At 60.7% G+C, this 23,935-nt stretch carries 24 protein-coding genes; 12 read left to right on the top strand and 12 right to left on the bottom strand.

What is annotated here, in order from left to right; translation table 11 throughout:
• The first annotated feature begins 45 nt into the window (after positions 1-45).
• Positions 46-519, top strand: coding sequence for an Lrp/AsnC family transcriptional regulator (locus tag IF189_RS28550; RefSeq protein ID WP_007954205.1), 474 nt, complete (start codon positions 46-48; stop codon positions 517-519).
• A gap of 7 nt (positions 520-526) precedes the next feature.
• Here the strand turns inward: IF189_RS28550 and lpdA are convergent, their stop codons facing one another.
• Positions 527-1,927 carry a dihydrolipoyl dehydrogenase gene (gene lpdA, locus IF189_RS28545; RefSeq protein WP_192552614.1) on the bottom strand — a complete coding sequence of 467 codons (1,401 nt, stop codon included), beginning with the start codon at positions 1,925-1,927 and terminating at the stop codon, positions 527-529.
• Positions 1,928-2,121: 194 nt separating this feature from the next.
• Here lpdA and hflK (IF189_RS28540) point away from each other — a divergent pair, with 194 nt between their 5' ends.
• The 5 genes from hflK (IF189_RS28540) to cfaB all read left to right on the top strand — a co-directional run bounded on the left by hflK (IF189_RS28540) (position 2,122) and on the right by cfaB (position 9,444).
• Positions 2,122-4,080 carry a protease modulator HflK gene (gene hflK, locus IF189_RS28540; RefSeq protein ID WP_192552613.1) on the top strand — a complete coding sequence of 653 codons (1,959 nt, stop codon included), beginning with the start codon at positions 2,122-2,124 and terminating at the stop codon, positions 4,078-4,080.
• On the top strand, positions 4,077-5,120 hold the full coding sequence (gene hflC, locus IF189_RS28535; protein WP_192552612.1) for a protease modulator HflC: 1,044 nt from the start codon (positions 4,077-4,079) through the stop codon (positions 5,118-5,120). The genes hflK (IF189_RS28540) and hflC overlap by 4 nt, the downstream gene beginning before the upstream one ends.
• Entirely contained in the window at positions 5,117-6,175 is a 1,059-nt protein-coding gene (gene hflK / locus IF189_RS28530) for a protease modulator HflK (protein WP_085708769.1), read from the top strand. The genes hflC and hflK (IF189_RS28530) overlap by 4 nt, the downstream gene beginning before the upstream one ends.
• On the top strand, positions 6,172-8,079 hold the full coding sequence (locus IF189_RS28525) for a heavy metal translocating P-type ATPase (protein ID WP_192552611.1): 1,908 nt from the start codon (positions 6,172-6,174) through the stop codon (positions 8,077-8,079). The genes hflK (IF189_RS28530) and IF189_RS28525 overlap by 4 nt, the downstream gene beginning before the upstream one ends.
• Positions 8,080-8,256: 177 nt before the next feature.
• Positions 8,257-9,444, top strand: coding sequence for a C17 cyclopropane fatty acid synthase CfaB (gene cfaB, locus IF189_RS28520; RefSeq protein WP_085708771.1), 1,188 nt, complete (start codon positions 8,257-8,259; stop codon positions 9,442-9,444).
• A gap of 1 nt (position 9,445) precedes the next feature.
• On the opposite strand, the gene cls is transcribed toward cfaB, so the two are convergent.
• Positions 9,446-10,885 carry a cardiolipin synthase gene (gene cls / locus IF189_RS28515; RefSeq protein WP_192552610.1) on the bottom strand — a complete coding sequence of 480 codons (1,440 nt, stop codon included), beginning with the start codon at positions 10,883-10,885 and terminating at the stop codon, positions 9,446-9,448.
• Positions 10,886-11,031: 146 nt separating this feature from the next.
• Between cls and IF189_RS28510 the strand changes: the two genes are divergently transcribed.
• On the top strand, positions 11,032-11,550 hold the full coding sequence (locus IF189_RS28510) for a DUF3617 domain-containing protein (RefSeq protein ID WP_085708773.1): 519 nt from the start codon (positions 11,032-11,034) through the stop codon (positions 11,548-11,550).
• A gap of 40 nt (positions 11,551-11,590) precedes the next feature.
• On the opposite strand, the gene IF189_RS28505 is transcribed toward IF189_RS28510, so the two are convergent.
• Genes IF189_RS28505 through folE2 form a run of 6 tightly spaced genes read right to left on the bottom strand, consistent with a single transcriptional unit; the run spans position 11,591 to position 16,803 of the window.
• Positions 11,591-12,928 (bottom strand): dihydroorotase, encoded by a 1,338-nt coding sequence (locus IF189_RS28505; RefSeq protein WP_134828565.1) that lies wholly within the window; start codon positions 12,926-12,928, stop codon positions 11,591-11,593.
• A gap of 3 nt (positions 12,929-12,931) precedes the next feature.
• Positions 12,932-13,492 (bottom strand): carbonate dehydratase, encoded by a 561-nt coding sequence (locus IF189_RS28500; RefSeq protein ID WP_134828564.1) that lies wholly within the window; start codon positions 13,490-13,492, stop codon positions 12,932-12,934.
• Positions 13,489-14,364 (bottom strand): metal ABC transporter substrate-binding protein, encoded by an 876-nt coding sequence (locus IF189_RS28495; protein ID WP_134828563.1) that lies wholly within the window; start codon positions 14,362-14,364, stop codon positions 13,489-13,491. Before IF189_RS28495 ends, IF189_RS28500 begins: the two co-directional genes overlap by 4 nt.
• A gap of 11 nt (positions 14,365-14,375) precedes the next feature.
• Positions 14,376-15,242 carry a metal ABC transporter permease gene (locus IF189_RS28490; RefSeq protein WP_134828562.1) on the bottom strand — a complete coding sequence of 289 codons (867 nt, stop codon included), beginning with the start codon at positions 15,240-15,242 and terminating at the stop codon, positions 14,376-14,378.
• Positions 15,242-15,910 (bottom strand): metal ABC transporter ATP-binding protein, encoded by a 669-nt coding sequence (locus IF189_RS28485; protein ID WP_134828561.1) that lies wholly within the window; start codon positions 15,908-15,910, stop codon positions 15,242-15,244. The genes IF189_RS28490 and IF189_RS28485 overlap by 1 nt, the downstream gene beginning before the upstream one ends.
• Positions 15,907-16,803 carry a GTP cyclohydrolase FolE2 gene (gene folE2, locus IF189_RS28480; RefSeq protein ID WP_192552609.1) on the bottom strand — a complete coding sequence of 299 codons (897 nt, stop codon included), beginning with the start codon at positions 16,801-16,803 and terminating at the stop codon, positions 15,907-15,909. The genes IF189_RS28485 and folE2 overlap by 4 nt, the downstream gene beginning before the upstream one ends.
• Positions 16,804-16,887: 84 nt before the next feature.
• On the opposite strand from folE2, the gene IF189_RS28475 reads away from it, so the two are divergent.
• Positions 16,888-18,087 (top strand): N-acetylmuramoyl-L-alanine amidase, encoded by a 1,200-nt coding sequence (locus tag IF189_RS28475; RefSeq protein WP_192552608.1) that lies wholly within the window; start codon positions 16,888-16,890, stop codon positions 18,085-18,087.
• Here IF189_RS28475 and IF189_RS28470 read toward each other — a convergent pair.
• A complete protein-coding gene (locus IF189_RS28470; protein ID WP_134828559.1) occupies positions 18,084-18,458 on the bottom strand; it encodes a glutamine synthetase in 375 nt (124 codons plus the stop codon). The genes IF189_RS28475 and IF189_RS28470 overlap by 4 nt on opposite strands.
• A gap of 224 nt (positions 18,459-18,682) precedes the next feature.
• On the opposite strand from IF189_RS28470, the gene zigA reads away from it, so the two are divergent.
• Positions 18,683-19,888, top strand: coding sequence for a zinc metallochaperone GTPase ZigA (zigA, locus tag IF189_RS28465; RefSeq protein WP_192552607.1), 1,206 nt, complete (start codon positions 18,683-18,685; stop codon positions 19,886-19,888).
• Positions 19,888-20,538: a DUF1826 domain-containing protein gene (locus IF189_RS28460; RefSeq protein WP_134828558.1), complete on the top strand. Its 651-nt coding sequence runs from the start codon at positions 19,888-19,890 to the stop codon at positions 20,536-20,538. The genes zigA and IF189_RS28460 overlap by 1 nt, the downstream gene beginning before the upstream one ends.
• Positions 20,539-20,542: 4 nt before the next feature.
• Here IF189_RS28460 and IF189_RS28455 read toward each other — a convergent pair whose 3' ends face one another.
• Complete coding sequence (locus IF189_RS28455) at positions 20,543-20,899, bottom strand: NADH:ubiquinone oxidoreductase (RefSeq protein ID WP_134828557.1); 357 nt, start codon at positions 20,897-20,899, stop codon at positions 20,543-20,545.
• Positions 20,900-20,924: 25 nt separating this feature from the next.
• Here IF189_RS28455 and IF189_RS28450 point away from each other — a divergent pair, with 25 nt between their 5' ends.
• Positions 20,925-21,896: a CobW family GTP-binding protein gene (locus tag IF189_RS28450; protein ID WP_134828556.1), complete on the top strand. Its 972-nt coding sequence runs from the start codon at positions 20,925-20,927 to the stop codon at positions 21,894-21,896.
• Position 21,897: 1 nt separating this feature from the next.
• On the opposite strand, the gene IF189_RS28445 is transcribed toward IF189_RS28450, so the two are convergent.
• A complete protein-coding gene (locus IF189_RS28445) occupies positions 21,898-22,311 on the bottom strand; it encodes a DUF3301 domain-containing protein (RefSeq protein ID WP_085708786.1) in 414 nt (137 codons plus the stop codon).
• 117 nt (positions 22,312-22,428) lie between these two features.
• On the opposite strand from IF189_RS28445, the gene pdxY reads away from it, so the two are divergent.
• Entirely contained in the window at positions 22,429-23,301 is an 873-nt protein-coding gene (gene pdxY / locus IF189_RS28440) for a pyridoxal kinase PdxY (RefSeq protein WP_134828555.1), read from the top strand.
• A gap of 117 nt (positions 23,302-23,418) precedes the next feature.
• On the opposite strand, the gene IF189_RS28435 is transcribed toward pdxY, so the two are convergent.
• The gene (locus IF189_RS28435) at positions 23,419-23,901 is read right to left on the bottom strand and encodes an acyl-CoA thioesterase (RefSeq protein WP_003229693.1); all 483 of its coding nucleotides are present in this window, start codon (positions 23,899-23,901) and stop codon (positions 23,419-23,421) included.
• Positions 23,902-23,935: the final 34 nt, after the last annotated feature.

Raw genomic sequence — 23,935 nt, 5'->3', positions numbered from 1 at the left:
TAACCTGCTTTCTTTTTACGGTTACACCATCAGGATCTGCCAACCATGAAACTCGACGCCTTCGATCGCAAGATTCTCGCCGCGCTGCAACGGGACGGGCGCCTGAGCAATGTGCAACTGGCGGACGAAATCGGTTTGTCCGCGTCGCCGTGCCTGCGCCGGGTGCGGATGCTCGAAGAGGCGGGGGTGATTCGCGGTTATCAGGCGAACCTGGACCGTGATGAGGTAGGGCTGGGGCTGACGGTGTTCGTCGGGGTCAAGGTGGAGCGCCACAACGATGAACAGGCCGAGGCGTTTCACCGAGCGGTGACGGCGTTGCCGGAGGTGATTTCAGCGTTTCTGGTGTCCGGGGAATCGGACTTTCTGCTGCAAGTGGTGGTGCCGGATCTGCGCGCCTACGACCGTTTTTTAACCGGTTGTCTGCTGAAGTTGCCGGGCGTCAGCGATATTCGCAGCAATTTTGCGATTCATACGGTGAAGACCCCAGGAGCGCTGCCCCTGGGGCATTTGCCGTCCTGATACTTGCCTACATCTGTGTCGCCAGGCCCTCGACATTCATGGCCGCCTGACGCAGCGCCTCGGAACGGGTCGGGTGAGGGTGGCAGGTCAGGGCGATGTCTTCGGCCGACGCGCTGAATTCCATGGCCACGCAGTACTCGCCGATCATTTCACTGACGCTCGGGCCGACCAGATGCACGCCGAGGACTTCGTCGGTGTGCGCGTCGGCGAGGACTTTGGCAAAGCCTTCGGTTTCGTGATTGATCTTCGCCCGGCTGTTGGCGGTGAACGGGAATTTGCCGACCTTGTACGCCCGGCCTTCAGCCTTGAGCTGCTCCTCGGTCTTGCCGACGCTGGCCAGCTCCGGTTTGGTGTAGATCACGTTCGGGATCAGGTCGTAGTTGACCTCGCCCGCCTTGCCGACGATCTGCTCGATGCAGGCCATCGCTTCGTCTTCGGCCTTGTGTGCCAGCATCGGCCCTGACGTGACATCGCCGATCACCCAGACGCCCGGCGCTTCGGTGCGATGGTGTTTGTTGGCAAGCATGCCGCGTTTGTCGGTGCTGAGGCCTACGTTTTCCAGCCCCAGGCCTTGTGTATAGGGGCGGCGGCCGATGGCGACCAACACGTAATCGGCTTCCAGCAGTTCGGCGGTGCCGCCGGCGGCCGGTTCGATGCTCAGTTGCACGCCGCTGGCCGAGGACGTGGCGCTGGTGACTTTTGAACTCAGTTTGAAGCTGATGCCCTGTTTGCTCAGCGAGCGCTGCAGGGTCTTGCCGGCTTCGCCGTCCACGCCGGGGCAGATGCGGTCGAGGTATTCCACCACCGTCACCTGCGCGCCGAGCCGGCGCCAGACCGAGCCGAGTTCGAGGCCGATCACGCCGGCACCGATCACCACCAGATGCTTGGGCACCTCACTCAAGGACAACGCGCCGGTGGAATCGAGAATGCGCTGATTGTCGATGGTCACGCCGGGCAGGGGAGTGGGCTCGGAACCGGTGGCGATGATGATGTCGGTGGCGGTGAGTTCGATCCGGCTGCCCTGATCGCCGGTCACGCTGACTTTTCCGGGGCCGTCGATATGGCCCCAGCCCTTGAACCAGTCGACCTTGTTCTTGCGGAACAGAAATTCGATGCCTTTGGTCAGGCCGGCGACGCTTTCGTCCTTCTGCTTCATCATTTGCGCGAGGTTGAGCGTCGGTTTGACCTCGATACCGAGGTTGGCGAATTCCGCGCCCATCGCCGCGTCGTACAGTTCGGACGCGTGCAACAACGCCTTGGACGGCATGCAACCGACGTTGAGGCAGGTGCCGCCCAGCGTGGCGCGGCCTTCCACGCACGCGGCCTTGAGGCCCAACTGGCCGGCGCGGATCGCTGCGTTATAACCGCCGGGCCCACCGCCCAGAATCACTACGTCATAGTTGCTCATGCGCTTACTCCTGGCTGAAGAATGCGGATCGCTAAAAATTACGTACGTAATATGTGCGTTTCCGGACATTTCGGTCAAGGCTTCAGGAACGCGACAGGTTGAGCGACTTTGAATGGCGCAAATGAGTACAAATATTTCACTGCTTTCGTTATATCGTAACGAGTTAAGCAGTGAGCCAAGGGTTTTGGGGGGTTATGCAAGTCGATCTGGACGTTGATGGCACGCAAGTGACCGGTTTGCCGCGCTTTCAGCAAGCGGCAGCCCAAGGTCGCCGATTGCGCCGGTTGGCCCTCGGACTCGGCGGGTTGGCCGTGGCCGGGGTGGTGCTGGCTTTTTTTGTTGGCCTGTTTGCCTCGCAATCGCTGTGGCCGGCGCTGTTGGTCAATCTGAGCGCGGCGTTGCTGGTGTTGGTCGCCGGGTTGCAATCGGCGTGGTGGGTGACCGATTGGCGAGCGCGGGTGATCAACCCGGTGGTGCCGGTTACCGTCGCGGAGGAAACGCCCGGGCCGGACGGCTGGTACGAGCGACTGCTGGATCGGCTGAGCCGCCGCAGCCTGCATGTACTGGGGCAGATTGGTGCAGCGACATTATGGCTGGGCGGTCTGGCGCTGCTGGCGTTACTTGGCATCGAGCAGGTGTGGAATCTCACGCTGCAACCGACTGCCGTGGGTTTGTCCGCTTCTGTCTGCGCGGCGATTGCGCTGCTGCTGGCGTTCGGTCTGCTGGTGCTTGAGCGGCAACTGGCTCAGGAAAACCCGGCGCAATGGCCCGAGGCCGGTGCGGTGGCGCAACTGACGCGCGTGACCATCATCAGCCTGGTGCTGGGCGCATTCTGCTTGCTGTTTGCCAGTGAGAATTCGGTCTGGCCCGTGCGATTGGCGGTGCTGATCGGCATCCTGCCGGGGCTGGTCGCGGCGGAGTTGCTGCTGCGTGCGGTGCTGTCGTTGTTCAGTCCACGTCGCGAACAGCTCGAACCGGTGCTGCTGGCCCGCAGTTTCGTCGCCGATCTGCTGCGTTGGCCACCACAACCGCTGCTCGCGTTGCAGCACGAATTGCACAACCGTTTCGGAATCGATCTGCGGCAGATCTGGGCCTTCAGCTACATGCGTCGCGCGTTCCTGCCGGTACTGATGCTGGTGGCTGCAGTCGGGTGGTTGCTTACCGGCATTCATGAGATTCCGCTACAAAGCCGTGGCATCTACGAGCGCTTCGGCAAACCGGTGCAGGTGTTCGGCCCCGGTTTGCATGCCGGTCTGCCGTGGCCATTGGGCCGGGTGTTGAGCGTGGAGAACGGCGTAGTACACGAACTGGCGACCAGCGTCGGCGAGAACCCCGCGCCGGTTCAGCCGGATCCGGCGGAAGGTCCGGCCCCGATTACCGCCAACCGCTTGTGGGATGCCAGTCACGTCAACGACAAATCCCAGGTCATTGCCAGCAGCCGTGGCGAGCAACAGAGCTTCCAGATCGTCAACATGGACGTGCGTTTCGTCTACCGCATCGGCCTCAGCGATCAGGCGGCATTGGCTGCGACTTACAACAGTGCGGATGTGCCGACGCTGATCCGCAGCACTGCGAGCCGGATTCTCGTCCACGATTTTGCATCGCGCACGCTCGACGGTTTGCTGGGGCAGGACAGAGTCGGGCTGGCTGACGAGATCGGCCGAGCCGTGCAAAGTGATCTACAGAAACTCGACAGTGGCGTAGAAATTCTTGCCACTGTGGTTGAGGCGATTCACCCGCCAGCCGGTGCCGCCAATGCTTATCACAGCGTACAAGCGGCGCAGATTGGCGCCCAGGCGTTGATCTCTCGCGAGCGTGGGGCGGCTGCCGAAGCGAGCAATCAGGCGCAGTTGCAGGCCAGCCTTGCTCGCGACCAAGCCACGGCCAATGCCCACGAAACCAGCTCGACCGCCCGCGCGGCGGATCTGAAATTCAGCGCCGAGCAAAAAGCCTACGCCAGCGCCGGTCAGGCTTTCGTGCTGGAGCAATACCTCAGCCAGCTCAGTCAGGGACTGGGCAAAGCCAAACTGTTGGTGCTCGACCATCGTCTGGGCGGCAGCAACAACGCGCCGACCATTGACCTGCGCACGTTCACGCTGCCGGCTGACCCGACGCCGGCGCGCACCACCGCTCAACCAGGAGCCACCCATTGAGCCAGTCGCATACACACGATCATCATGACCACAGCGGTCACGACCATGCTCATGGCGGCCACCACCATCACGGGCATCACCACCATCATCATGGCGCGCCGGAAGAGGCGGGGCCTTTTCCGTGGCGACGCATGGTCTGGGCCGTGTTGCTGGTGGCGTTTGCCATCGCAGCGGCCAGTCTGGTGCAGGTGCGTTCCGGTGAAGCCACGGTCATCACCCGTTTTGGCAATCCGTCCCGGGTGTTGCTGGATCCGGGTCTGAGCTGGCGCTGGCCGGCGCCGTTCGAAGCGGCGATCCCGGTGGATCTGCGTTTGCGCACCACATCGAGTGGTTTGCAGGACGTCGGCACCCGTGACGGTTTGCGCATCATCGTGCAAGCGTATGTCGCGTGGCAGGTGCAGGGCGATGCGGACAACGTCCAGCGTTTCATGCGTGCGGTGCAGAATCAGCCGGACGAAGCGGCGCGGCAGATTCGCACCTTTGTTGGCTCTGCACTGGAGACCACCGCCAGCAGTTTCGATCTGGCCAATCTGGTGAACACCGATGCCAGTCAGGTGCACATCGCCGATTTCGAAACGCAGTTGCGTCAGCAGATCGATCAACAATTGCTCGCCACTTACGGCGTGCGCGTGGTGCAAGTGGGCATCGAGCGATTGACCTTGCCGTCGGTGACACTCACCGCGACGGTTGACCGGATGCGCGCCGAGCGTGAAACCATCGCGACTGAACGCACTGCCATCGGCAAGCGTGAAGCGGCGCAGATTCGTTCTGGCGCCGAGCGTGATGCGCGAATTGTGCAGGCTGACGCGACGGTGAAAGCGGCTGAAATCGAAGCGCAGTCGCGAGTCGAAGCTGCGCAGATTTATGGCCGCGCTTATGCCGGATCGCCACAGCTGTATAACCTGCTGCGCTCGCTGGACACCCTCGGCACCATCGTGACGCCGGACACCAAATTGATCCTGCGCACCGACGCCGCGCCATTCCGTGTGTTGGTAGATGGTCCGCCGAATATGGACAGCAAGACCGGAACGCAGCCATGAGTGAAGTTCCACGTGGAACAAATTCGTTGAACAGTCCGTGGATTCAGGCGGGACGTCTGGCGTTCTTTGCCCTGTACGCGGTGACGGTGTTGGCGGCGTTGGCCTGGGCGTTTTCCAATGTGCGGCAGATCGATCCGCAGAATCGCGCAGTGGTCATGCATTTCGGCGCACTGGATCGTATCCAGAATGCCGGGTTGTTATTGGCCTGGCCGCAGCCGTTCGAACAGGTTGTTTTGCTGCCGGCAGCGGATCGGGTCATTGAACGTCGAGTGGAAAACCTGCTGCGCAGTCCCGCTGCAATACAGGCAGATCGCGTCGCGACATTTGCCACGCCGATAAGCGATGCGCTGGCCGGTTCCGGCTATTTGCTCACCGGTGACGCCGGTGTGGTGCAGCTGGATGTGCGGGTGTTCTACAAGGTCACCGATCCCTATGACTTCGTACTGCAAGGCGACCATGTGCTGCCGGCACTGGATCGACTGGTGACTCGCAGCGCGGTGGCTCTGACGGCGGCGCGGGATCTGGACACCATTCTGGTAGCGCGACCGGAACTGATCGGCGCCGACAATCAAGCCGCCGAACGACGTGAACGGCTACGTGGCGATCTGGTGCAAGGCATCAATCGTCGCTTGGCTGAATTGAAGGCGAGCGGGCAGGGCATCGGTATTGAAGTGGCCCGGGTCGATGTGCAATCGAGCCTGCCCGAGCCGGCTGTCGGTGCATTCAATGCCGTGCTGACCGCCAGTCAACAGGCTGACAAGGCCGTGGCCAATGCCCGCACCGACGCTGAAAAAATCACCCAGACCGCCAACGAATTGGCCGACCGTACGTTGCAGGTGGCCCACGCCCAGGCCGGTGAGCGTCTGGCGAAAGCCTCCGCGGATACCGCCACCGTTCTGAGTCTGGCTCAGGCCCGACAGCAGGGCACCGACCCGCAAATGCTGCTGCGCCTGTACCGCGAACGGATACCGAAAATTCTCGGCCAGGCCGGTTCGGTCACCACGGTCGATCCGAAAGACGATTCCCGCCTGATCATCCAGGGAGCCAGTAAATGACTGCCACTACCGCTGCACCGAGCCTGTTGTCCTCGGCCGAGCAACGCCGCGCTGCGCGCCAGTTGACCCTGGCGATGCTCGCCCTCGGCCTGCTCGGGCTCGGTCTGATCTGGCGCTGGTTGATGCCGGAGCAAACCGGGGTCAGCCAGTTGCTGCTCGGTTTTGCTTCCTTATTGGTCGCGGTGCCGGTGATGCGTTCTGCTTGGTTCAGCCTGCGTTATCCGAGCCTGCACGGCATTACCGACCAGTTGATCGCACTGGCGATGCTAGGGGCCTGGGCCACTGGGGATCTGCTGACCGCTGCGCTGTTACCGATCATCATGATCTTCGGCCATGTGTTGGAGGAACGTAGCGTGATTGGCTCGCAGGAGGCGATTCACGCGTTGGGTCAACTTACTCGCAGCCATGCACGGAAAATCCAGGCGGACGGCACTGTAATCGAAGTCGATAACGGCGCGCTCAAGGCGGGTGACACCGTTGAAGTCCGCGCTGGTGATCGAGTGCCAGCGGACGGTCGGGTGTTGTCCGGTCAGGCCAGCCTCGACACTGCCTCGATTACCGGTGAGTCAGTGCCGGTGGAGGCGGGCGTCGGAATGACCGTGTTTGGTGGGGCGATCAACCTCGATGGCCTGCTGCGTATCGAGGTGACCCGCACCGGCGATGAATCGACCCTGGGCAAGGTCATCGCCCTGATGCAGAACGCCGAGCGTTCCAAACCTCCGATCACCCGGCTGCTGGAGCGTTATGCGGGCAGCTACATGGTGCTGGTGTTGCTGCTCGCGGCGGTGACCTGGTTTGTCACCAACGATGCGCAGGCAATGTTGGCGGTGCTGGTTGCAGCTTGTCCTTGCGCGCTGGTGTTGTCGGCACCGGCCACGGCGATTGCCGGTGTGGCGGTCGCGGCGCGGCACGGGATTCTGATCCGCAGTTCGGCGTTCCTTGAAGAGTTGGCTGACCTCACGTCCCTGGTGGTCGACAAGACCGGCACGCTCACCTACGGCACGTTGCGTTTGCAGTCGATCAACAGCGCGCAGGCGGATCACGATTCCGTGATGGCGCTGGCTGCCAGTCTTGGCGCTGCCAGCAGTCACCCGGTCAGTCGTGCACTGGCGGGTCTGGTTCATGCGGACAACGTGCTGGTACTGACCGACATTCACGAACGACAAGGTTTGGGTGTGGTCGCCAAGACGGAGCAGGGTGAAGCGGCACTCGGTCGCCCGGAGCTGTTTGCGCAACTGGGCATCCCGACCACATCGGTTCCCGATCACGACGGCCCGATCGCCGGCCTGGCCTTGAATGGTGAGTTTCTCGCCTGGTTGTTACTGGCTGACAGCGTCAAACCGGAAGCACGCTTCGCCTTGAGCGAACTGCGCGAATTGGGCCTCGGTCGGCAACTGTTGCTGACCGGCGACCGTCAGAGCGTGGCGCAAACCCTGGCGCGGGATGTCGGCCTGCATGAAGTCGAAGCTCAAGCCTTGCCCGAAGACAAACTCAATCGAGTGTTGAAGGAAATCGACAACGGTTTCCGGCCGATGGTGGTCGGCGACGGCATCAACGATTCGCTGGCACTCAAGGCCGGGGTGGTGGGGGTTGCGATGGGGGCGGGCGGTGCGGACATCGCATTGGCGTCCGCCGACATCGTGCTGATCGGCAGCGACCTTCGCCGGCTCGGCACCTGTGTGCGTCTGAGTCGCCAATGCCGGCGCACGCTGCAAGTGAACGTGATCATCGGTTTGGGGTGGACGCTGGCCATCGTGGTGTTCGCGGCGTTCGGCTGGTTGGGCGCGGCCGGGGCAATGATTGCTGCGCTCCTGCACAACCTCAGCACATTGCTGGTGTTGGGCAATGCCGGTCGTTTGTTGCGATTCCAGGAGCCGCTGTTGAAGTTGAACGAGCAGAACTGATCATTTTTCGAACTGTGCGCCGGTCTTGAAGTCTTCAGAGAAGGCGCACTGAAGCACGGAGATCGGTGCCGTTACGGCCGATTTGGCTGATAGGTGGCGACTATCGAATCGATAGCCTGCTAATTTTCAAGGATGGTCTACCCTCAGATCAGACGTCTGAAACCAGGGGGATATTCCATGCTCGCGCAACTTCCACCGGCCTTACAGAATCTGCAGCTTCCGCTTCGCCTGCGACTCTGGGACGGCCATGAATTCAATCTGGGCCCGACGCCCAGCGTCACCATCGTGGTCAAGGACCCGTTGATGGTGTCCCAGTTGACCCATCCAAGTCTCGACGCGCTGGGGGCGGCGTTCGTCGAGGGCAAACTCGAACTCGAGGGCTCGATCAGCGAGGTCATCCGGGTTTGCGACGAATTGAGCACGGCGTTGCTCGATGAAGATGAAGACAGTCAGCCGGTGCGAACCGTGCACGACAAGGAAACCGACGCCAAAGCCATTTCCTATCACTACGACCTGTCCAACGCGTTCTATCAGCTCTGGCTGGACAGCGACATGGCGTATTCCTGCGCCTATTTCGAAACCGGCAGCGAGACCCTGGAGCAGGCGCAACAGGCCAAGTTCCGGCACCTGTGTCGCAAGCTGCGTTTGCAACCGGGCGATTACCTGCTGGACGTCGGCTGCGGCTGGGGCGGTCTGGCGCGTTACGCCGCCCGTGAGTTCGGTGCCAAGGTGTTCGGTATCACCCTGAGCAAGGAACAACTGGCGCTGGCTCGGGAGCGAGTCAAAGCCGAAGGCCTGGAAGACCAGGTCGAACTGCAACTGCTCGATTACCGCGATCTGCCGCAGGACGGGCGGTTCGACAAAGTGGTGAGCGTCGGCATGTTCGAGCACGTGGGCCACGCCAATCTGGCCGAGTACTGCAAGACCTTGTTCGGCGCGGTGAAAGAGGGCGGTCTGGTGATGAACCACGGCATCACCGCCAAGCACACCGATGGCCGTCCGGTGGGACGCGGTGCCGGCGACTTCATCGAGAAATACGTGTTCCCCAACGGCGAACTGCCGCACCTGGCGATGATCTCGGCCGAGATCAGCGAGGCCGGTCTGGAGATCGTCGATGTCGAGAGCCTGCGTCTGCATTACGCGCGCACGCTGGACCACTGGAGCGAACGACTGGAAGACAACCTCGAAGCCGCCGGCAAACTGGTGCCGGATCAGGCCCTGCGTATCTGGCGCCTGTACCTGGCCGGTTGCGCCTACGCGTTTGCCCGTGGCTGGATCAATCTGCACCAGATTCTCGCGGTGAAGGCCCACGCCGATGGCAGCCATGAACTGCCGTGGACCCGTGACGACATCTACAACCCTTGAGCTAGAGAATCGGTGAAATCAGCCGGGCGATCCGCATGCCGAGCTGTTGCAGGCGGTGGATCTCCCGGCCTTCTTCTTTGGCAATTTCGTAGGCCTGGGCAAAGTCGTCGTTGAGCATCTGTTCCACGTGGCCGGCGAATTCACTGTCGACCGTCAGCAACATCACTTCGAAATTCAGCCGGAACGAACGGTTGTCCAGATTGGCGCTGCCGATGGCGCTGATTTCGCTGTCGACCAACACCACTTTCTGATGCAGGAAACCCGGTTCGTAGCGGAACACCCGCACCCCGGCGCGCACCGCTTCGAACGCGTAAAGGCTCGATGCGGCGTAAACGATGCGGTGATCGGGGCGCGACGGCAGCAGCAATCGAACATCGACACCGCGCAGGACCGCGAGGCGCAGTGCCGCGAAAACGGCTTCGTCGGGGATGAAGTAGGGGCTGGTGATCCATACGCGTTCGGTGGCGGCATGGATGGCTTCGACGAAGAACAGCGAGCAGGTCTCGTAGGCATCCGCCGGGCCGCTGGCCAGCAGTTGGCAGAGCACGCCGTCTTCCGGGTAAACCTCCGGCAGGATCAGTGGGGGCAGCGTACGGGCAGCCCAGAACCAGTCCTCGGCAAATGACTCCTGCATGCAGGCAACCACCGGCCCTCGCACTTGCACATGAGTATCGCGCCATGGCGCCAATGGTGGTTTTTCGCCCATGTACTCGTCGCCGACGTTATGTCCGCCAACAAAGCCGATCAACCCGTCGACCACGACGATCTTGCGGTGGTTGCGAAAATTCACCTGGAAGCGATTGAGCCAGCCGCTACGGGTGGCGAACGCCTTGACCTCGACACCGCCGTCACGCAATTCCTGCACGTAGCTGTGGGGCAGGGCGTGGCTGCCGATGCGGTCGTACAGCAGATGTATCGCGACACCTTCGGCGGCTTTCTTCAGCAGCAGTTCGCGCAGGCGCTGGCCCAGGCGATCGTCGTGAATGATGAAAAACTGAATCAGCACGGCTTCCCGAGCCTGGCTGATTGCGTGGAAAATCCCTTCGAAGGTGGCAGTGCCGTTGATCAGCAATTGCACTTCATTGTTGGCCAGGCATGGCATGCGACCCAGCTTCGGCATCGCCCGCAGCGAGTCGTAGGCATTCGAGGCGCGAGCGGTCAGGGCTTCTTCTACCCAGGGGCGCCAGTTGAGTTCGGAAACGGCCTGGCGCATTTGTTCGTTGGCCTGACGTCGGGCCTTGATATAACCGTCGAAGGTGCTGCGACCGAACACTAGATAGGGGATCAGGGTGAGATAGGGAATGAAGATCAGCGACAGCGCCCAGGCGATCGCGCCTTGCGCCGTGCGGACGGTCAGCACCGCATGGATGGCGGCAATTGTGCCCAGGCTATGTATCAGCGCGATCAGATAACCGAAGATGTGCGGTCCAAAATAATCCATGGGGCAACCTTGCTCCTGAAGATTCAATGCTTAACAGACCATGTTCCTTTGCGGTTGTCGCTATTTTCTTTTTAGCCATGAAAGCAGGCCATGAACCGAAACAAGCGGCCGGCGTCTAACGGCCACTACTGATCAGGAGTTTTGCAATGAACGTTCGTCTGCTGGGTTTGGCGCTGGGTCTGGGGTTGGCCTTGCCGTTGGTGGCTCAGGCACAAATGCTGCAGCCGGGGTTGTGGGAAATGACATCGAGCAATGTGAAGGTCGATGATCAGGCCATGGACGTGCAATCGATCCTCGGCCAGATTCAGGGCCAGATCACCCCGCAACAGAGGGCAGAGCTGGAGAAGCAGGGGATCAACATTGGCGGCAAGGGCATTCGTGCCTGTCTCACCCCGCAGCAAGTGGCGACCAACGATATTCCGCTGGCGGACCCTCAGTCGGGTTGCAAGCAGCAGATCACCGAGCGTAACGGCAACCAGTGGAAATTCCGTTTCAGCTGCCCGCGAGCCTCGGGTACCGGTGTGGCTACGTTCGTCAGCGATCGTGAATTCACCACCATCGCCAACGGCACGTTCAATGCCATCGGGATCAACCAGAAGGGCAGCCTGGAAACCCGTGCCGTGTGGCTGGGTCAGGATTGCGGCACTGTCAAACCAAGAGCCTGAAAACCGAAACCGCCCCACAACAATGTGGGGCGGTTTTTTTCTAGCGCATGAAGCGCAACGGCAATCCCTGACACCCGTCATGCAGGCGATTGCCGTGCCACGCGACCTGTCCCGACACAATCGTCGTACTCACCCGATGGCGAAAGCTGTGACGGGCAAACGGCGTCCATCCGCACTGCGACAGGACCGGTTGACGTGATACCGCGACACCCTCCGGTTCTGGCTGAATCAATACCAGATCCGCCCAATAACCCTCCCTCAGATAACCACGATCCGGAATGGCAAACAGATCCGCTACCCGGTGACTGGTCTTCGCCACCAGCGTGGTGATCGGCAGCACGCCATCCGCTACCAGTTCCAGCAACGCCGGCAACGCATGTTGCACCAGCGGCAGGCCGGACGGTGCCTGGGCATACGACAGCTGTTTCTCCGCCCAGGTATGCGGGGCGTGATCGCTGCCGATCACGTCCAGACGATTGCTCAACAAGGCCAGCCGCAGGGCATCGCGATCAGCCTGGCTTTTGATCGCCGGGTTGCATTTGATCTGGTTGCCGAAGTTCGGGTAGTCGCGATCATCGAACAGCAGGTGATGCAGGCAGACTTCCGCCGTGATGCGTTTGTGCGCCAGCGGTTTGTCCTCGAACAGCTCCAGCTCCCGGGCGGTGGTCAGGTGCAGCACGTGCAGGCGAGTGCCATGGCGTTTGGCGAGATCTACCGCCAGCGAAGAGGAGCGATAGCAGGCCTCGGCATTGCGGATCAGCGCATGGGCGTCGGGAGGGAGATGTTCGCCGAACTGCTCGCGCAGCCTGGCGGTGTTGGCCTCGATGCTCGGCGTGTGTTCGCAATGGGCCAGCAGAATCGTTGGCACCTCGGCGAACAATCGCTCCAGCGTCCTGGGGTCATCCACCAGCATGTTGCCGGTCGACGCGCCCATGAACACTTTGACCCCGGCCACCTCACTCGGGTTGAGTGCCGCGACGGTGTCCAGGTTGTCGTGACTGACGCCGAAGTGAAAGCCGTAGTTGGCCACCGAGTTGATCGCCGCCCGACGCTTTTTGTCAGCCAGCGCTTCGAGGGTGAGGGTGGCCGGATTGGTGTTGGGCATGTCCATGAAGCTGGTGATGCCACCGGCCACGGCCGCGCGGGATTCGGTGTAGATGCTGCCTTTGGTTGGCGAGCCCGGCTCACGGAAATGCACCTGGTCGTCGATCATTCCCGGCAGCAGCCATTGGCCGTTGGCGTCGATTTCCAGTGTGGCGTTTTCTCCGAAGATGCTGCGGCCGATCTTGACGATGCGACCGTGGCTGACCAGCAGATCGGCGTAGAACTCATGCCCGTCATCAACCAGGCGCGCATTGCGAATCAGCACACTGTTCATGGTTCAGAACTCGTTCTGCAGGGCTTTGTAGCCGCGCACCAGATCGACGTTGGTGCGCGCCACGTCTTCGGAAAACTCCGAGGCGCTGACGCTCACCGGCGGGAATTGCGAGAGGTCGGTATTCGGCCCGATGCGGGTGGTGGAGGGCACATAAAACGCATCCGGCAGATCCCGGCCATCGACCACCGAGTTGTGCCGCACCACGCAACCGTTGCCCACCACGCAATTGAACAGCACGCTGTTGAAGCCGATGAACACCCGGTCGCCGACCTTGCATGGCCCATGCACGATCGAGCGGTGGGCGATGGAGCTGAACTGGCCGATGGTCACCGCTGCGCCGGACTTGGAGTGAATCACCACACCGTCCTGGATGTTCGAGTTGGCGCCGATGGTGATCGGCTCCATCTCGCCCGAGGCGTCCACTTCATCGGCGCGAATGACCGCGTAGGGGCCGACGAACACATTTTCGCCGATCACCACTTTGCCGCAGATGATCGCGGTTTTGTCGACGTAGGCAGACTCGGCAATTTGCGGCAGATCGCCGGAAGGATTTTTGCGGATCATGGTTGGCTCAGGGCGTCGTAAAGGGTGTTGAGGTTGTATTCGAACAGGCCGGTGAAGGTGCTGGCCGGACCCGATGCGGCGAGGGCATCGGAGTACAGCGTGCCACCGATGTGCGCGCCGCTTTCGTCGGCGATCTGTTTGAGCAGGCGTGCGTCCTTGATGTTTTCCATGAACACCGCTTTGACCTTGGCCTGACGGATCTGGGTGATCAGCGCGGCGACTTCGGCGGCGGAAGGTTCGCGTTCGGTGGACAGACCTTGCGGTGCCATGAAATCGATTCCATAGGCTTGGCCGAGATAACCGAAGGCGTCGTGGCTGGTGACGATCTTGCGATTGCCCGGCGGCAGGGAACCGAGCTTGGCCTTGGCTTCGGCGAGGAGGGCGTAGATCTGTTTCAGATAGGCCTTGCTGTTGCGTTCGTAGTCAGCTTTGTTCGCCGGGTCGGCGGCGATCAGAGCCTTGGTGATGTTGGCGACATACAACTCGGTGTTGGCCAGGTTGTGCCAGGCGTGAGGGTCGGGAACGGCCTCGCCGTCTTCATCCAGAGAGCGGGGGATTACGCCGTGGCTGGCGCTGATGACTGTGGCTTTTGTGTCGGTGCTGGTCACCAGTCGATCCAGCCATGGCTCGAAACCCAGTCCGTTTTTCACGATCAGTTTCGCTTTCAGAAGTGCCTTGGCATCGTCCGGCGTCGGCTCGTAGGTGTGGGCGTCAGCGTCCGGGCCGACCATGTTGGTGATCTGGATATGCTCGCCGCCGACCTGATGCACCATATCGGCTAGGATGCTGAAACTGGTGACCACCGGCAGTTTCTCCGCCGCCGACAATGACATCGACAGCATCAGGCTGAACAACACAAGTAGAGCGCGCATCGGGAAACACCTCATTGGGATGTGAGCAAAGGCGGGCGGCGCAGCAGGCCATGAACCGGCCCGAGCACCACGGACAACAGGTAACCGATGCCCGCGACCAGCACGATGGCCGGACCGCTGGGCAGCGAGTAGTAAAACGACAGCAACAGACCGAGCCATACCGACAGGCAACCGATCACGGCGGCGATGGCGATCAGGATCGGCAGGCGCCGGCTCCAGAATCGAGAAGCGGCGGCGGGCAGCATCATCAGGCCGACCACCATCAGTGCGCCGATGGCCTGGAATCCGATGACCAGGTTGAGTACCACCAGCGTCAGGAAAACGCCGTGGGCGATCGGGCCGAGTCGGCTGACGGTGCGCAGGAAGAGTGGATCGAGGGTGTCGAGCAGGAGTGGGCGGTAGATCAGTGCCATGGCCATCAGGCTTAGCAGCGACACGCCCAACATTCCATTCAGGGTGGGACCGTCGACTGCCAGTGCCGAACCGAACAGTAAGTGCAGCAGGTCGAGACGTTTGCCGGCGATGCCCAGAATCAGCACGCCACTGGCCAGGGAGATCGGGTAGATCGCGGCGAGGCTGGCATCCTCACGCAGGCCGGTTCGGCGGGTGATCCAGGCGGCGAGTCCGGCCATGCTCAGGCCGGCTCCGAGGCCGCCAAGGGTCAGCGCGGGAAGACTCAGGCCGGCAAACCAGAAGCCGAGTGCCGCTCCGGGAAGGATGCCGTGGGCGACGGCGTCACCGATCAGGCTCATGCGTCGCAGGATAAGGAACACGCCCAATGGAGCGGTGCTGCATGCCAGCAGCAAACCGCCGAGCAGTGCCCGGCGCATGAACACGAACTCCAGGAACGGTTGCCAGAAATGCGCGGCGCTGAGCATCAGGCCACCTGCACGTTGGGTGTTTGCTGGATCAGTTCGACACTGGGGCCGAACACGCAGCCGCTGTTTTTGATCAGCAGCGTTTGTGGAATATGTTGGCGGACGGCGGCGAGGTCGTGGCAAACCATGACCAGCGTCCGCCCTTGCGCATGCCAGGTGTGCAGGTGTTGCCAGAGCAACGCCTGGCCCAATTCATCGAGGGCGGCATGGGGTTCGTCTAGCAGCAGCAAAGGCGTGTCGGCCAGACTCAATCGAGCGAGCAGGGCGCGTTGCAGTTCGCCGCCGGAGAGGGCCATTAATGGGCGCTGTTCCAGGCCGCTCAAGTGCCAGTCGTCAAGCGCCTGAGTCAGCCGTTGTGCGCGCAGCTGGGTTGATAGTCGGCGTCCCCAGAAACCGGCGGCGACCAGTTCTTGAAGGCTGATCGGGAATTGGCGGTCCAGGTGCTGTTGCTGGGGGAGGAATGACAAACCACTTTGACGAGGGACGCCTAACGCAACAGCGCCGGCCAAAGGCCTCTGTAGTCCGGCGATGACTTTCAGCAGGCTACTTTTGCCGCTGCCGTTCACGCCGATGATGGCGGTCAGGCTGCCGCGTTCCAATTGAAGACTCAGCGGTGGCGTGAGCGGTTGGCCGGGTGCGCCCCAACTCAAAGACTGCAGGCGGATCATGCGGTCTCCCGGCGCCAGTGACTTTCAGCGACTGCATCGTGGGCGTGGAGGCTTTCTGCATGGATCACTCGCAGGTGGAACTCGCGGATGCCGGGTGAACGACGCAATGCCAGATTCAGACGTCGTGCGGCGTCCTCGCAGAACATCAGGTTCTGGCCATTGGCGAGGGCGAAGGCTTGTTCGTCGGCGCGCTTTACGGCGGTTTGCACGGCGGTGCCGAGGGCCGCTTCGGCATCGTTGATGGTCGAGGTCAGCGGTAAGCCATCGACGAATTCATCCAGGTGCAGATGCAGTTGTGCAGTGCTGCGCTGGCTGTGGGGAGTTGCGATGATCCCTTGAGTCGAGCCCAGCCAGGCCAGAACCTCGGCATGTTGCAACGGCTTGTTGGCGAAATCGTCAACGAATTGCTGCTGGATCAATTGCCTTGCCAGAGCAGCAGAGCAGGGGCAAGTCGAGGAGTACGCCACTTCAATGTTGAGTTCCACGTGGAACACTGCGTTTTTCAGAGTGGCTGCAATGGTCACCGGATAGGTTTTCCATCCTGCCAACGGGCTTACCAAAGCGGGTCTTCTGAGCAGCAAATCAGTATGGATATTCAAATAGGCGGAGTTAGCCAGGCCTTCATGGCTGTCGATAAAACGCTGCAAAACCTGCTGCAAAAGTGCGGGAGTGAGGTTTTGCTGTTCGAGCATTTCCAGCGCCAGATACAACCGTGACATGTGAATGCCACGGGCTTCGCCGTCATCGAGGCTGACACCCGCATCGGCTTTTGCTGCCAGGCGTTGGCCCTCGATAAATACAGGTAAAGCGATGCCACGCATCCCCACCCAATCAAGCGGCAAGGCTTGGCGGGCGGCTTGCGCGGCGATATCCGGCAGCGTCAGCGCATTCATGTTCAGTACCATCGTGTTGATTGAATTTGATGTTACATTATAACAATTCAAATCACGATGCCTTTTTCATGAACGGGCTTTCATATGCACAGACGCCATTTGCTTAACCTGATGTTAGCCAGCGCCGCCCTGGCTTTTCCATTCAGTGTCAGCGCTACACAAATTCGCAATGCACGCCTCTGGCGGTCGGATGACAAGCTTCGGCTGGTCTTCGATTTGAGCGGACCAGTGAGCTACAAGACATTCACGTTGAGTGCGCCGGATCGTCTGATCATTGATCTGAGTGGTGCCAGCTTGAGTGGCGATTTCAGTCAATTGGCGCTCAGCGAAACGGTCATTCGCAGCATCCGCTCCGGACATTTTGGGAAGGGTGATACCCGAATCGTTCTGGATTTGAATCGCCCGGTTCAGCTCAATACCTTCCTGCTTGCGCCTCAGGATGGACAAGGACATCGTCTGGTTCTGGATCTTTTAAGCGATTCAAAAGTGGCAACGCCAAGCGTTCCACGTGAAACACCGGGGAAAACCAATCATCCAAAACGAGACATTATTGTCGTGGTCGACCCCGGTCATGGCGGTAAAGATCCTGGCGCAGTGGGTGCAAAAGGCGAGCGTGAGAAAGACGTTGTGCTCTCCATTTCACAGCTGCTTGCGCGTCGTCTGAAGCGGGAAAAGGGTTTCGATGTGAAGCTTGTGCGCAATGACGATTTCTTCGTTCCGCTCCGAAAACGGGTCGATATTGCCCGCCAGCACAAGGCCGACATGTTCATTTCGGTGCACGCAGATGCCGCACCGCGTCTTACCGCTTCGGGCGCTTCGGTGTATTGCCTGTCTGAAGGTGGCGCGACGTCGGCTACTGCACGCTTCATGGCGCAACGGGAAAACGGTGCAGATCTGCTCGGTGCAACCAGCCTGCTGAATCTGAAGGATAAGGACCCGATGCTCGCCGGAGTGATCCTCGATATGTCGATGAATGCCACCATCGCCGCCAGTTTGCAGTTGGGCAGCACGGTCCTGGGAAGTCTGGCGGGCATCACCACGCTGCATCAAAAGCGTGTGGAACAAGCAGGGTTTGCGGTGCTGAAGTCACCCGATGTGCCTTCGATTCTGGTGGAAACCGGGTTCATCTCCAACGCGCGGGACAGTCAGCGGCTGGTCACTGCACGCCATCAGCAAGCGGTTGCTGACGGATTGTTTGAAGGATTGCAGCGCTATTTCCAGAAAAATCCACCGGCCGACAGCTACATCGCCTGGCAGCAGGAGCAGCAACAAGCGCGTGTCTAGCAGCCCGTGAGTCGGCTGCAAGTGAACTTTCCGGTGCTTCCGCCGGAGCTGGAGAAGCGGTTGATCGTCGTCCAGCCCACCCGGCGGTTGTAACCGACCCAAGTCTCGCCGTCGGAGGCGATTCCGGTGAAGAACGTCAGCTGTCCGTAAATGCTGTTGGTTTGCGCCCAATAACGTTGGCCGATCTTCTCGAAACCCCGCAGATAAATCGTTTTACCGGCAGTGTTGACGCTGTAGGCGTTGCCATTGGCATCGACACACGCCAGCAGGTTAGCGCTGCGCGTGCAGTTGGCGAGCCCCGGGACTTGTGCCCATGCATCGAAGGTCAGCAAGGCGAGACCAAAGAGTGAGCATTTCAGCGCAGTTTTCATGAGATCACTCGACGGTGAAGTGTTTCCAGCTTCCGGCCCTTTGCCGTTTCCGGCAAGAAGAAAGTGGATCTTTAATATTGTTATACTATAACATAAATTCGATCTGGCTTTCCGTGGCTCCTGTTTTCAAGCGTCTGCTTCTCTGACTATCTCGTAGAAGCACAAGAACGCCTGCCGCCGAGAGCGTTTCTTGCGTTTAGCTACCGTTTGATGAGGTTTACCCCATGTCTTCCCCGCTTCCCGTGACCGTTTTATCCGGCTTTCTCGGCGCCGGAAAAAGTACACTTTTGAATTACGTACTACGTAACAGAGACGATCTGCGTGTGGCGGTAATCGTCAACGATATGAGTGAAATCAACATTGATGGCAGCGAAGTTCAGCGTGATGTCGACCTGAACCGCGCAGAAGAAAAACTCGTGGAGATGAGTAACGGCTGTATCTGCTGTACGTTACGCGAAGACCTTCTGGAAGAAGTCGCCAAACTGGCCCGGGAAGGCCGATTCGATTATCTGCTCATCGAATCCACCGGCATTTCCGAGCCACTGCCGATTGCCGAGACCTTCACCTTCCGCGACGATCAGGGCCAAAGCCTCGCTGACATCGCTCGCCTCGACACCATGGTCACTGTAGTCGACGGCCTGAATTTCCTGCCCGATTTCCAGGTCGCCGAAAGCCTGGCCTCCCGTGGCGAAATCCTTGGTGAAGAAGATGAGCGTTCGATCACCGATCTGTTGATCGAACAGATCGAATTCGCCGACATTCTGTTGATCAGCAAGATCGATCTGATCAGCAGCAGCGAACGGGAAGAGCTGATGGCGATCCTCAAGCGGCTGAACGCGAACGCCGAAATCATCCCGATGGTGATGGGCGAGGTGCCGCTGGAGAAGATTCTCAACACCCACCGCTTCGACTTCGACAGGGCCGCAACCGCCCCGGGCTGGCTTCAGGAGTTGCGTGGCGAACATGTGCCGGAAACCGAGGAATACGGCATCGCGTCCACGGCTTACCGCGCGCGCCGACCCTTTCACCCTCAGCGTTTTTTCGACTTCATCGATCGGCCCTGGCTGAACGGTAAGCTGCTGCGCTCGAAAGGTTTCTTCTGGCTCGCGAGCAAACCCACGGATGCCGGTAGTTGGTCGCAGGCCGGCGGTTTGATGCGCCATGGTTTCGCTGGGCGCTGGTGGCGTTTCGTGCCGAAGAATCAGTGGCCACAGGATCAGGAAAGCACCGCTGCGATCATGGAAAACTGGACCGCGAGCGTAGGAGACTGTCGTCAGGAGCTGGTGTTTATCGGCCAGAACATCGATTTCGCACAACTCAAATCAGCCCTCGACGATTGCCTGCTCACCGATGCGGAGATGGCACTTGGTGTAGAAGGCTGGCGCTTGCTGGCCGATCCGTTCGGCCCCTGGCATGACGAGGCCGCATGATGCTTGCCCTCAAACCGTTGCAAAGCAAAACACGTCATCAAGTGCTCGGCCCGACCCCGCAAGCGCTGGTGAGCATCTTGGAAGATGAAATAAACCTCGCTGTCTGGCAGCGGCAACTACCGCTGCATGTCGCCGATTTTGCGAAGTTATTGCTGTCACTCAACGAGCCTTATGCCGAAGCGCTGAGCCTCGAATTGCACGACGAAGACGCAGAACCAGACCTGACCGGCCTGGCCAGCGGATTCCGTGACCTGGAAGGCTACGAAGGTTTTATCGCCGACCTGAAATGGCTGGTCGGCGCCTTCGCCTGCCTGCTCGGAGCACGGCGGATCGGCCTGCGCCTGCGGGTGCTGGACAAGGCGATGTGCCCGCGTTTTCACGTCGATCATGTGCCAATACGGCTGATCACCACCTACGCCGGCGCTGGCAGCGAGTGGCTGAAGGAAGGGGAAATGGATCGCCAGCAACTGGGAAAAGCGCTGGCCGAGCCGCAGGAAAAATCGCGGATTCAGCAACTGGTCAGCGGTGAAGTGGCGCTGCTCAAAGGGGAGAAGTGGCACGGCAACGAAGGTTTCGGGCTGATCCATCGCTCTCCACAACCGGCGCCGGGCGAGCGGCGTCTGATGCTGACCCTGGACTGGCTGGGCTGACGCCTCAAGGCTTGAGCCAGTTGCCTTGGTTTTGACTCTCGCAGTACGGCTTCAAATACGCCGCATCGGTGGCCACGCCGTAATAGTGGATATCCTGGCGATAAGGCATATTGGCGACTTGCGCGTTGCTGCACACGCCAAACGCTCCGGCAGGGCACTGATCGACGTACTGTACGTCGACTTTTTGCCCCGCCAGCGTGGGTTGGCAGAAGCCGTCATTGAACAGCTTCTCCGGGATGTTGCGGTTCTGCTGGCAGACCTTCACGTCGAGGCGTTCTGCCTGGCTGTGCACCACGCAGGCCTGGGCCAGCGCCTCGCCCGACATCAGCGCCAACAGCAACGTCCATCCCATCCACCGCATTCCCGACCTCCAGAAAACCTTGATCATGTTGCAGAACATTCCTACCCACGTCATCGCAGGCCCCTTGGGCGCCGGCAAGACCAGCCTGATCCGTCAGCTCATGGCGCAGCGACCGGCCGGTGAGCGCTGGGCAGTGCTGATCAACGAGTTCGGCCAGATCGGCCTCGACGCTGCACTGTTGACCCAGGACGCCGATGGTATCGCACTGGGCGAAGTGGCCGGGGGCTGTTTGTGTTGCGTGAACGGTGCGCCGTTTCAGATCGGGTTGGGACGTCTATTGCGCAAGGCTCAGCCGGATCGCCTGTTCATCGAGCCTTCCGGATTGGGACATCCGGCGCAGTTGCTGCAACAACTGAGCGAAGCGCCATGGCAAGGTGTTCTCGCCGTTCAACCCTGTGTTCTGGTGCTGGACGCCCAGGCACTGGCGGCGGGCAAGACACTGCCGCCAGCGCAGCGGGAGGCAATCCCGAATGCCGGTTTGCTGGTATTGAACAAGGCGGAAAACCTCGATGAATCCCTGCGAGAGCAGATTGCCCGCCAGTTGCCGTCCGTGAGACTGATCTGGACGCAGCAGGCGTCGCTGTCCTTAAGCGAGTTGCCGGGTGTGGCGGCTCAAGCGCAAGCGGGTGTGGATAAGTTGATCGTGCCCAAAGGGCTGGCGCAGATGCCGGCCATCTGGAGCGATCCGGCTTCGTCGATTTGCCTGAGTCAGGCGCAGGAGGGCGGTTGGAGCATCGGCTGGCGCTGGCACCCAAGCCAGACGTTTGACGTGATTCGCATCACTCAGTGGCTGGAATCCCTGAACTGGCGCCGGGCGAAGCTGGTTATCCACAGTCAGACTGGCTGGGAATCAGCCAATGCGCTGGATAACGCCAAACCGGACTGGCAGCCCAGCGAATGGCGCAAGGATTCGCGGATCGAGCTGATTTTCGACCAGCCGCAGGCGATCGATGAGTTGCAGGCAGGATTGGCCGGTTGTCGGATTCAAGCGACCTGACTCAAGGCTTCCACTTGGTATGTTCCTGGCGCCACTGGCTCAGTTCGATGACTTGCGCGCTCGGTCTGGCCACTTCCACCACAGGCGGGGTGTCGTCGAACGGTGCCGGGTAGGGCGCCAGTTCGATCTGCGCGCTATGGGGGCCGAACTGGGTGATGGTGCCGTTGTGACGGGTTTCACCGGTCACGGTGAATTCGAAGTTGTAGACCCGGGCCAGACGTCGACGCCCGCTGGCATCCTTGATGAGACCGATCTTCTTTAGCGCTACGTTGCCGTCAAGCAGTTCGACGCCGACATTCACGCAATGCTGCTTGACCCGTTCCAGCGCCCGCTCGCGCAGGCCATGGTTGTGCCAAAGCCACGCGCCGGCAACGGCGAACAGCATCAGCACGAAAATGTTTTCCAGGGTCAGCATCAACAAGAAACTCCAAAAGTTGGCATCAGCTTAACTGCGTCGCCGGTCTGTCGTACAGACTGCGTTTCGTCGCATACTGCGCGGCTTGAATTTCAATCGTTTTACGGAAAAACCCGAATGAAACGTACGCCTCATCTGCTCGCCATCCAGTCCCACGTGGTCTTCGGCCATGCCGGCAACAGCGCTGCGGTTTTTCCGATGCAGCGGGTCGGGGTCAACGTCTGGCCGCTCAACACCGTGCAGTTCTCCAACCATACCCAGTACGGCCAATGGGCCGGAGAAGTGCTGGCGCCGCAGCGAATCCCGGAGCTGGTTGAAGGTATCGCCGCCATCGGTGAGTTGGGCAATTGCGACGCGGTGCTGTCTGGCTATCTCGGCAGTGCGGCCCAGGGCCGGGCCATTCTCAGTGGCATCGAGCGGATCAAGGCGGTCAATCCGAAAGCCCTGTACCTGTGCGACCCGGTGATGGGCCATCCGGAGAAAGGTTGCAGCGTGCCGGCCGAAGTCAGCGACTTCCTGCTCGACGAAGCGGCGGCGGTGGCGGACTTCATGTGCCCGAATCAACTGGAACTGGACAGCTTCTCCGGGCGCAAGCCGCAGTCGTTGTTCGATTGCCTGGCGATGGCGCGGGCACTGCTGGCGCGCGGGCCGAAAGCGGTGCTGGTAAAGCATCTGGATTACCCGGGGAAACCGGCGGATGGCTTCGAGATGCTGCTGGTGACGGCCGAGGGCAGTTGGCACTTGCGGCGTCCGCTGCTGGCGTTCCCGCGGCAGCCGGTAGGTGTAGGTGATCTGACGTCCGGCCTGTTCCTGGCTAGGGTGCTGCTCGGCGACAGTCTGGTGGCGGCATTTGAATTCACCGCAGCGGCGGTGCATGAGGTGCTGCTGGAAACCCAGGCCTGTGCCAGCTACGAGCTGCAGCTGGTGCGGGCGCAGGACCGGATTGCGCATCCGCGAGTGAAGTTCGAGGCCACGTCGATCAGCCTGTAAGACCGCGTTGCCCCCATTCGCGAGCAAGCCCGCTCCCACATTTGGAATGCGTTCCTCCTGTGGGAGCGGGCTTGCTCGCGAAAGCTATCTACAGTGCGCCATAGATCGAAGGACTGATCAGGCGTCGCCCTTGATTTCCTGATAGCGCTTTTCCAGCTCCTGGCGAATCTGCCGGCGCTGCTGGGCCTGCATGTAGCGGCGTTTGTCTTCGCTGTTCTGCGGTTGCAGCGGCGGCACGGCGGCCGGTTTGCGCTGATCGTCCACGGCAACCATGGTGAAGAAGCAGCTGTTGGTGTGGCGTACCGAGCGCTCGCGGATGTTCTCGGTCACCACTTTGATGCCGACTTCCATCGAGGTGTTGCCGGTGTAGTTGACCGACGCCAGGAAGGTCACCAGTTCGCCGACATGGATCGGCTCGCGGAAAATCACCTGATCCACCGACAGGGTCACCACGTAGCGGCCGGCGTAGCGGCTCGCGCAGGCGTAGGCCACTTCGTCGAGGTATTTGAGCAGGGTGCCGCCATGGACATTGCCAGAGAAGTTGGCCATGTCGGGGGTCATCAGTACCGTCATCGACAGCTGGGCGTTTCCGGGTTCCATAACGTTCTCACGGGTCAAGGCAGGGTTGCTGGAA

It is taken from the genome of Pseudomonas sp. IzPS59, assembly GCF_014863505.1.
GTDB classification, from domain to species: Bacteria; Pseudomonadota; Gammaproteobacteria; order Pseudomonadales; family Pseudomonadaceae; genus Aquipseudomonas; species Aquipseudomonas kribbensis.
The sequence above is the reverse complement of the archived record's forward strand: the minus strand, read 5'-3'. Positions and strand labels throughout refer to the sequence as shown.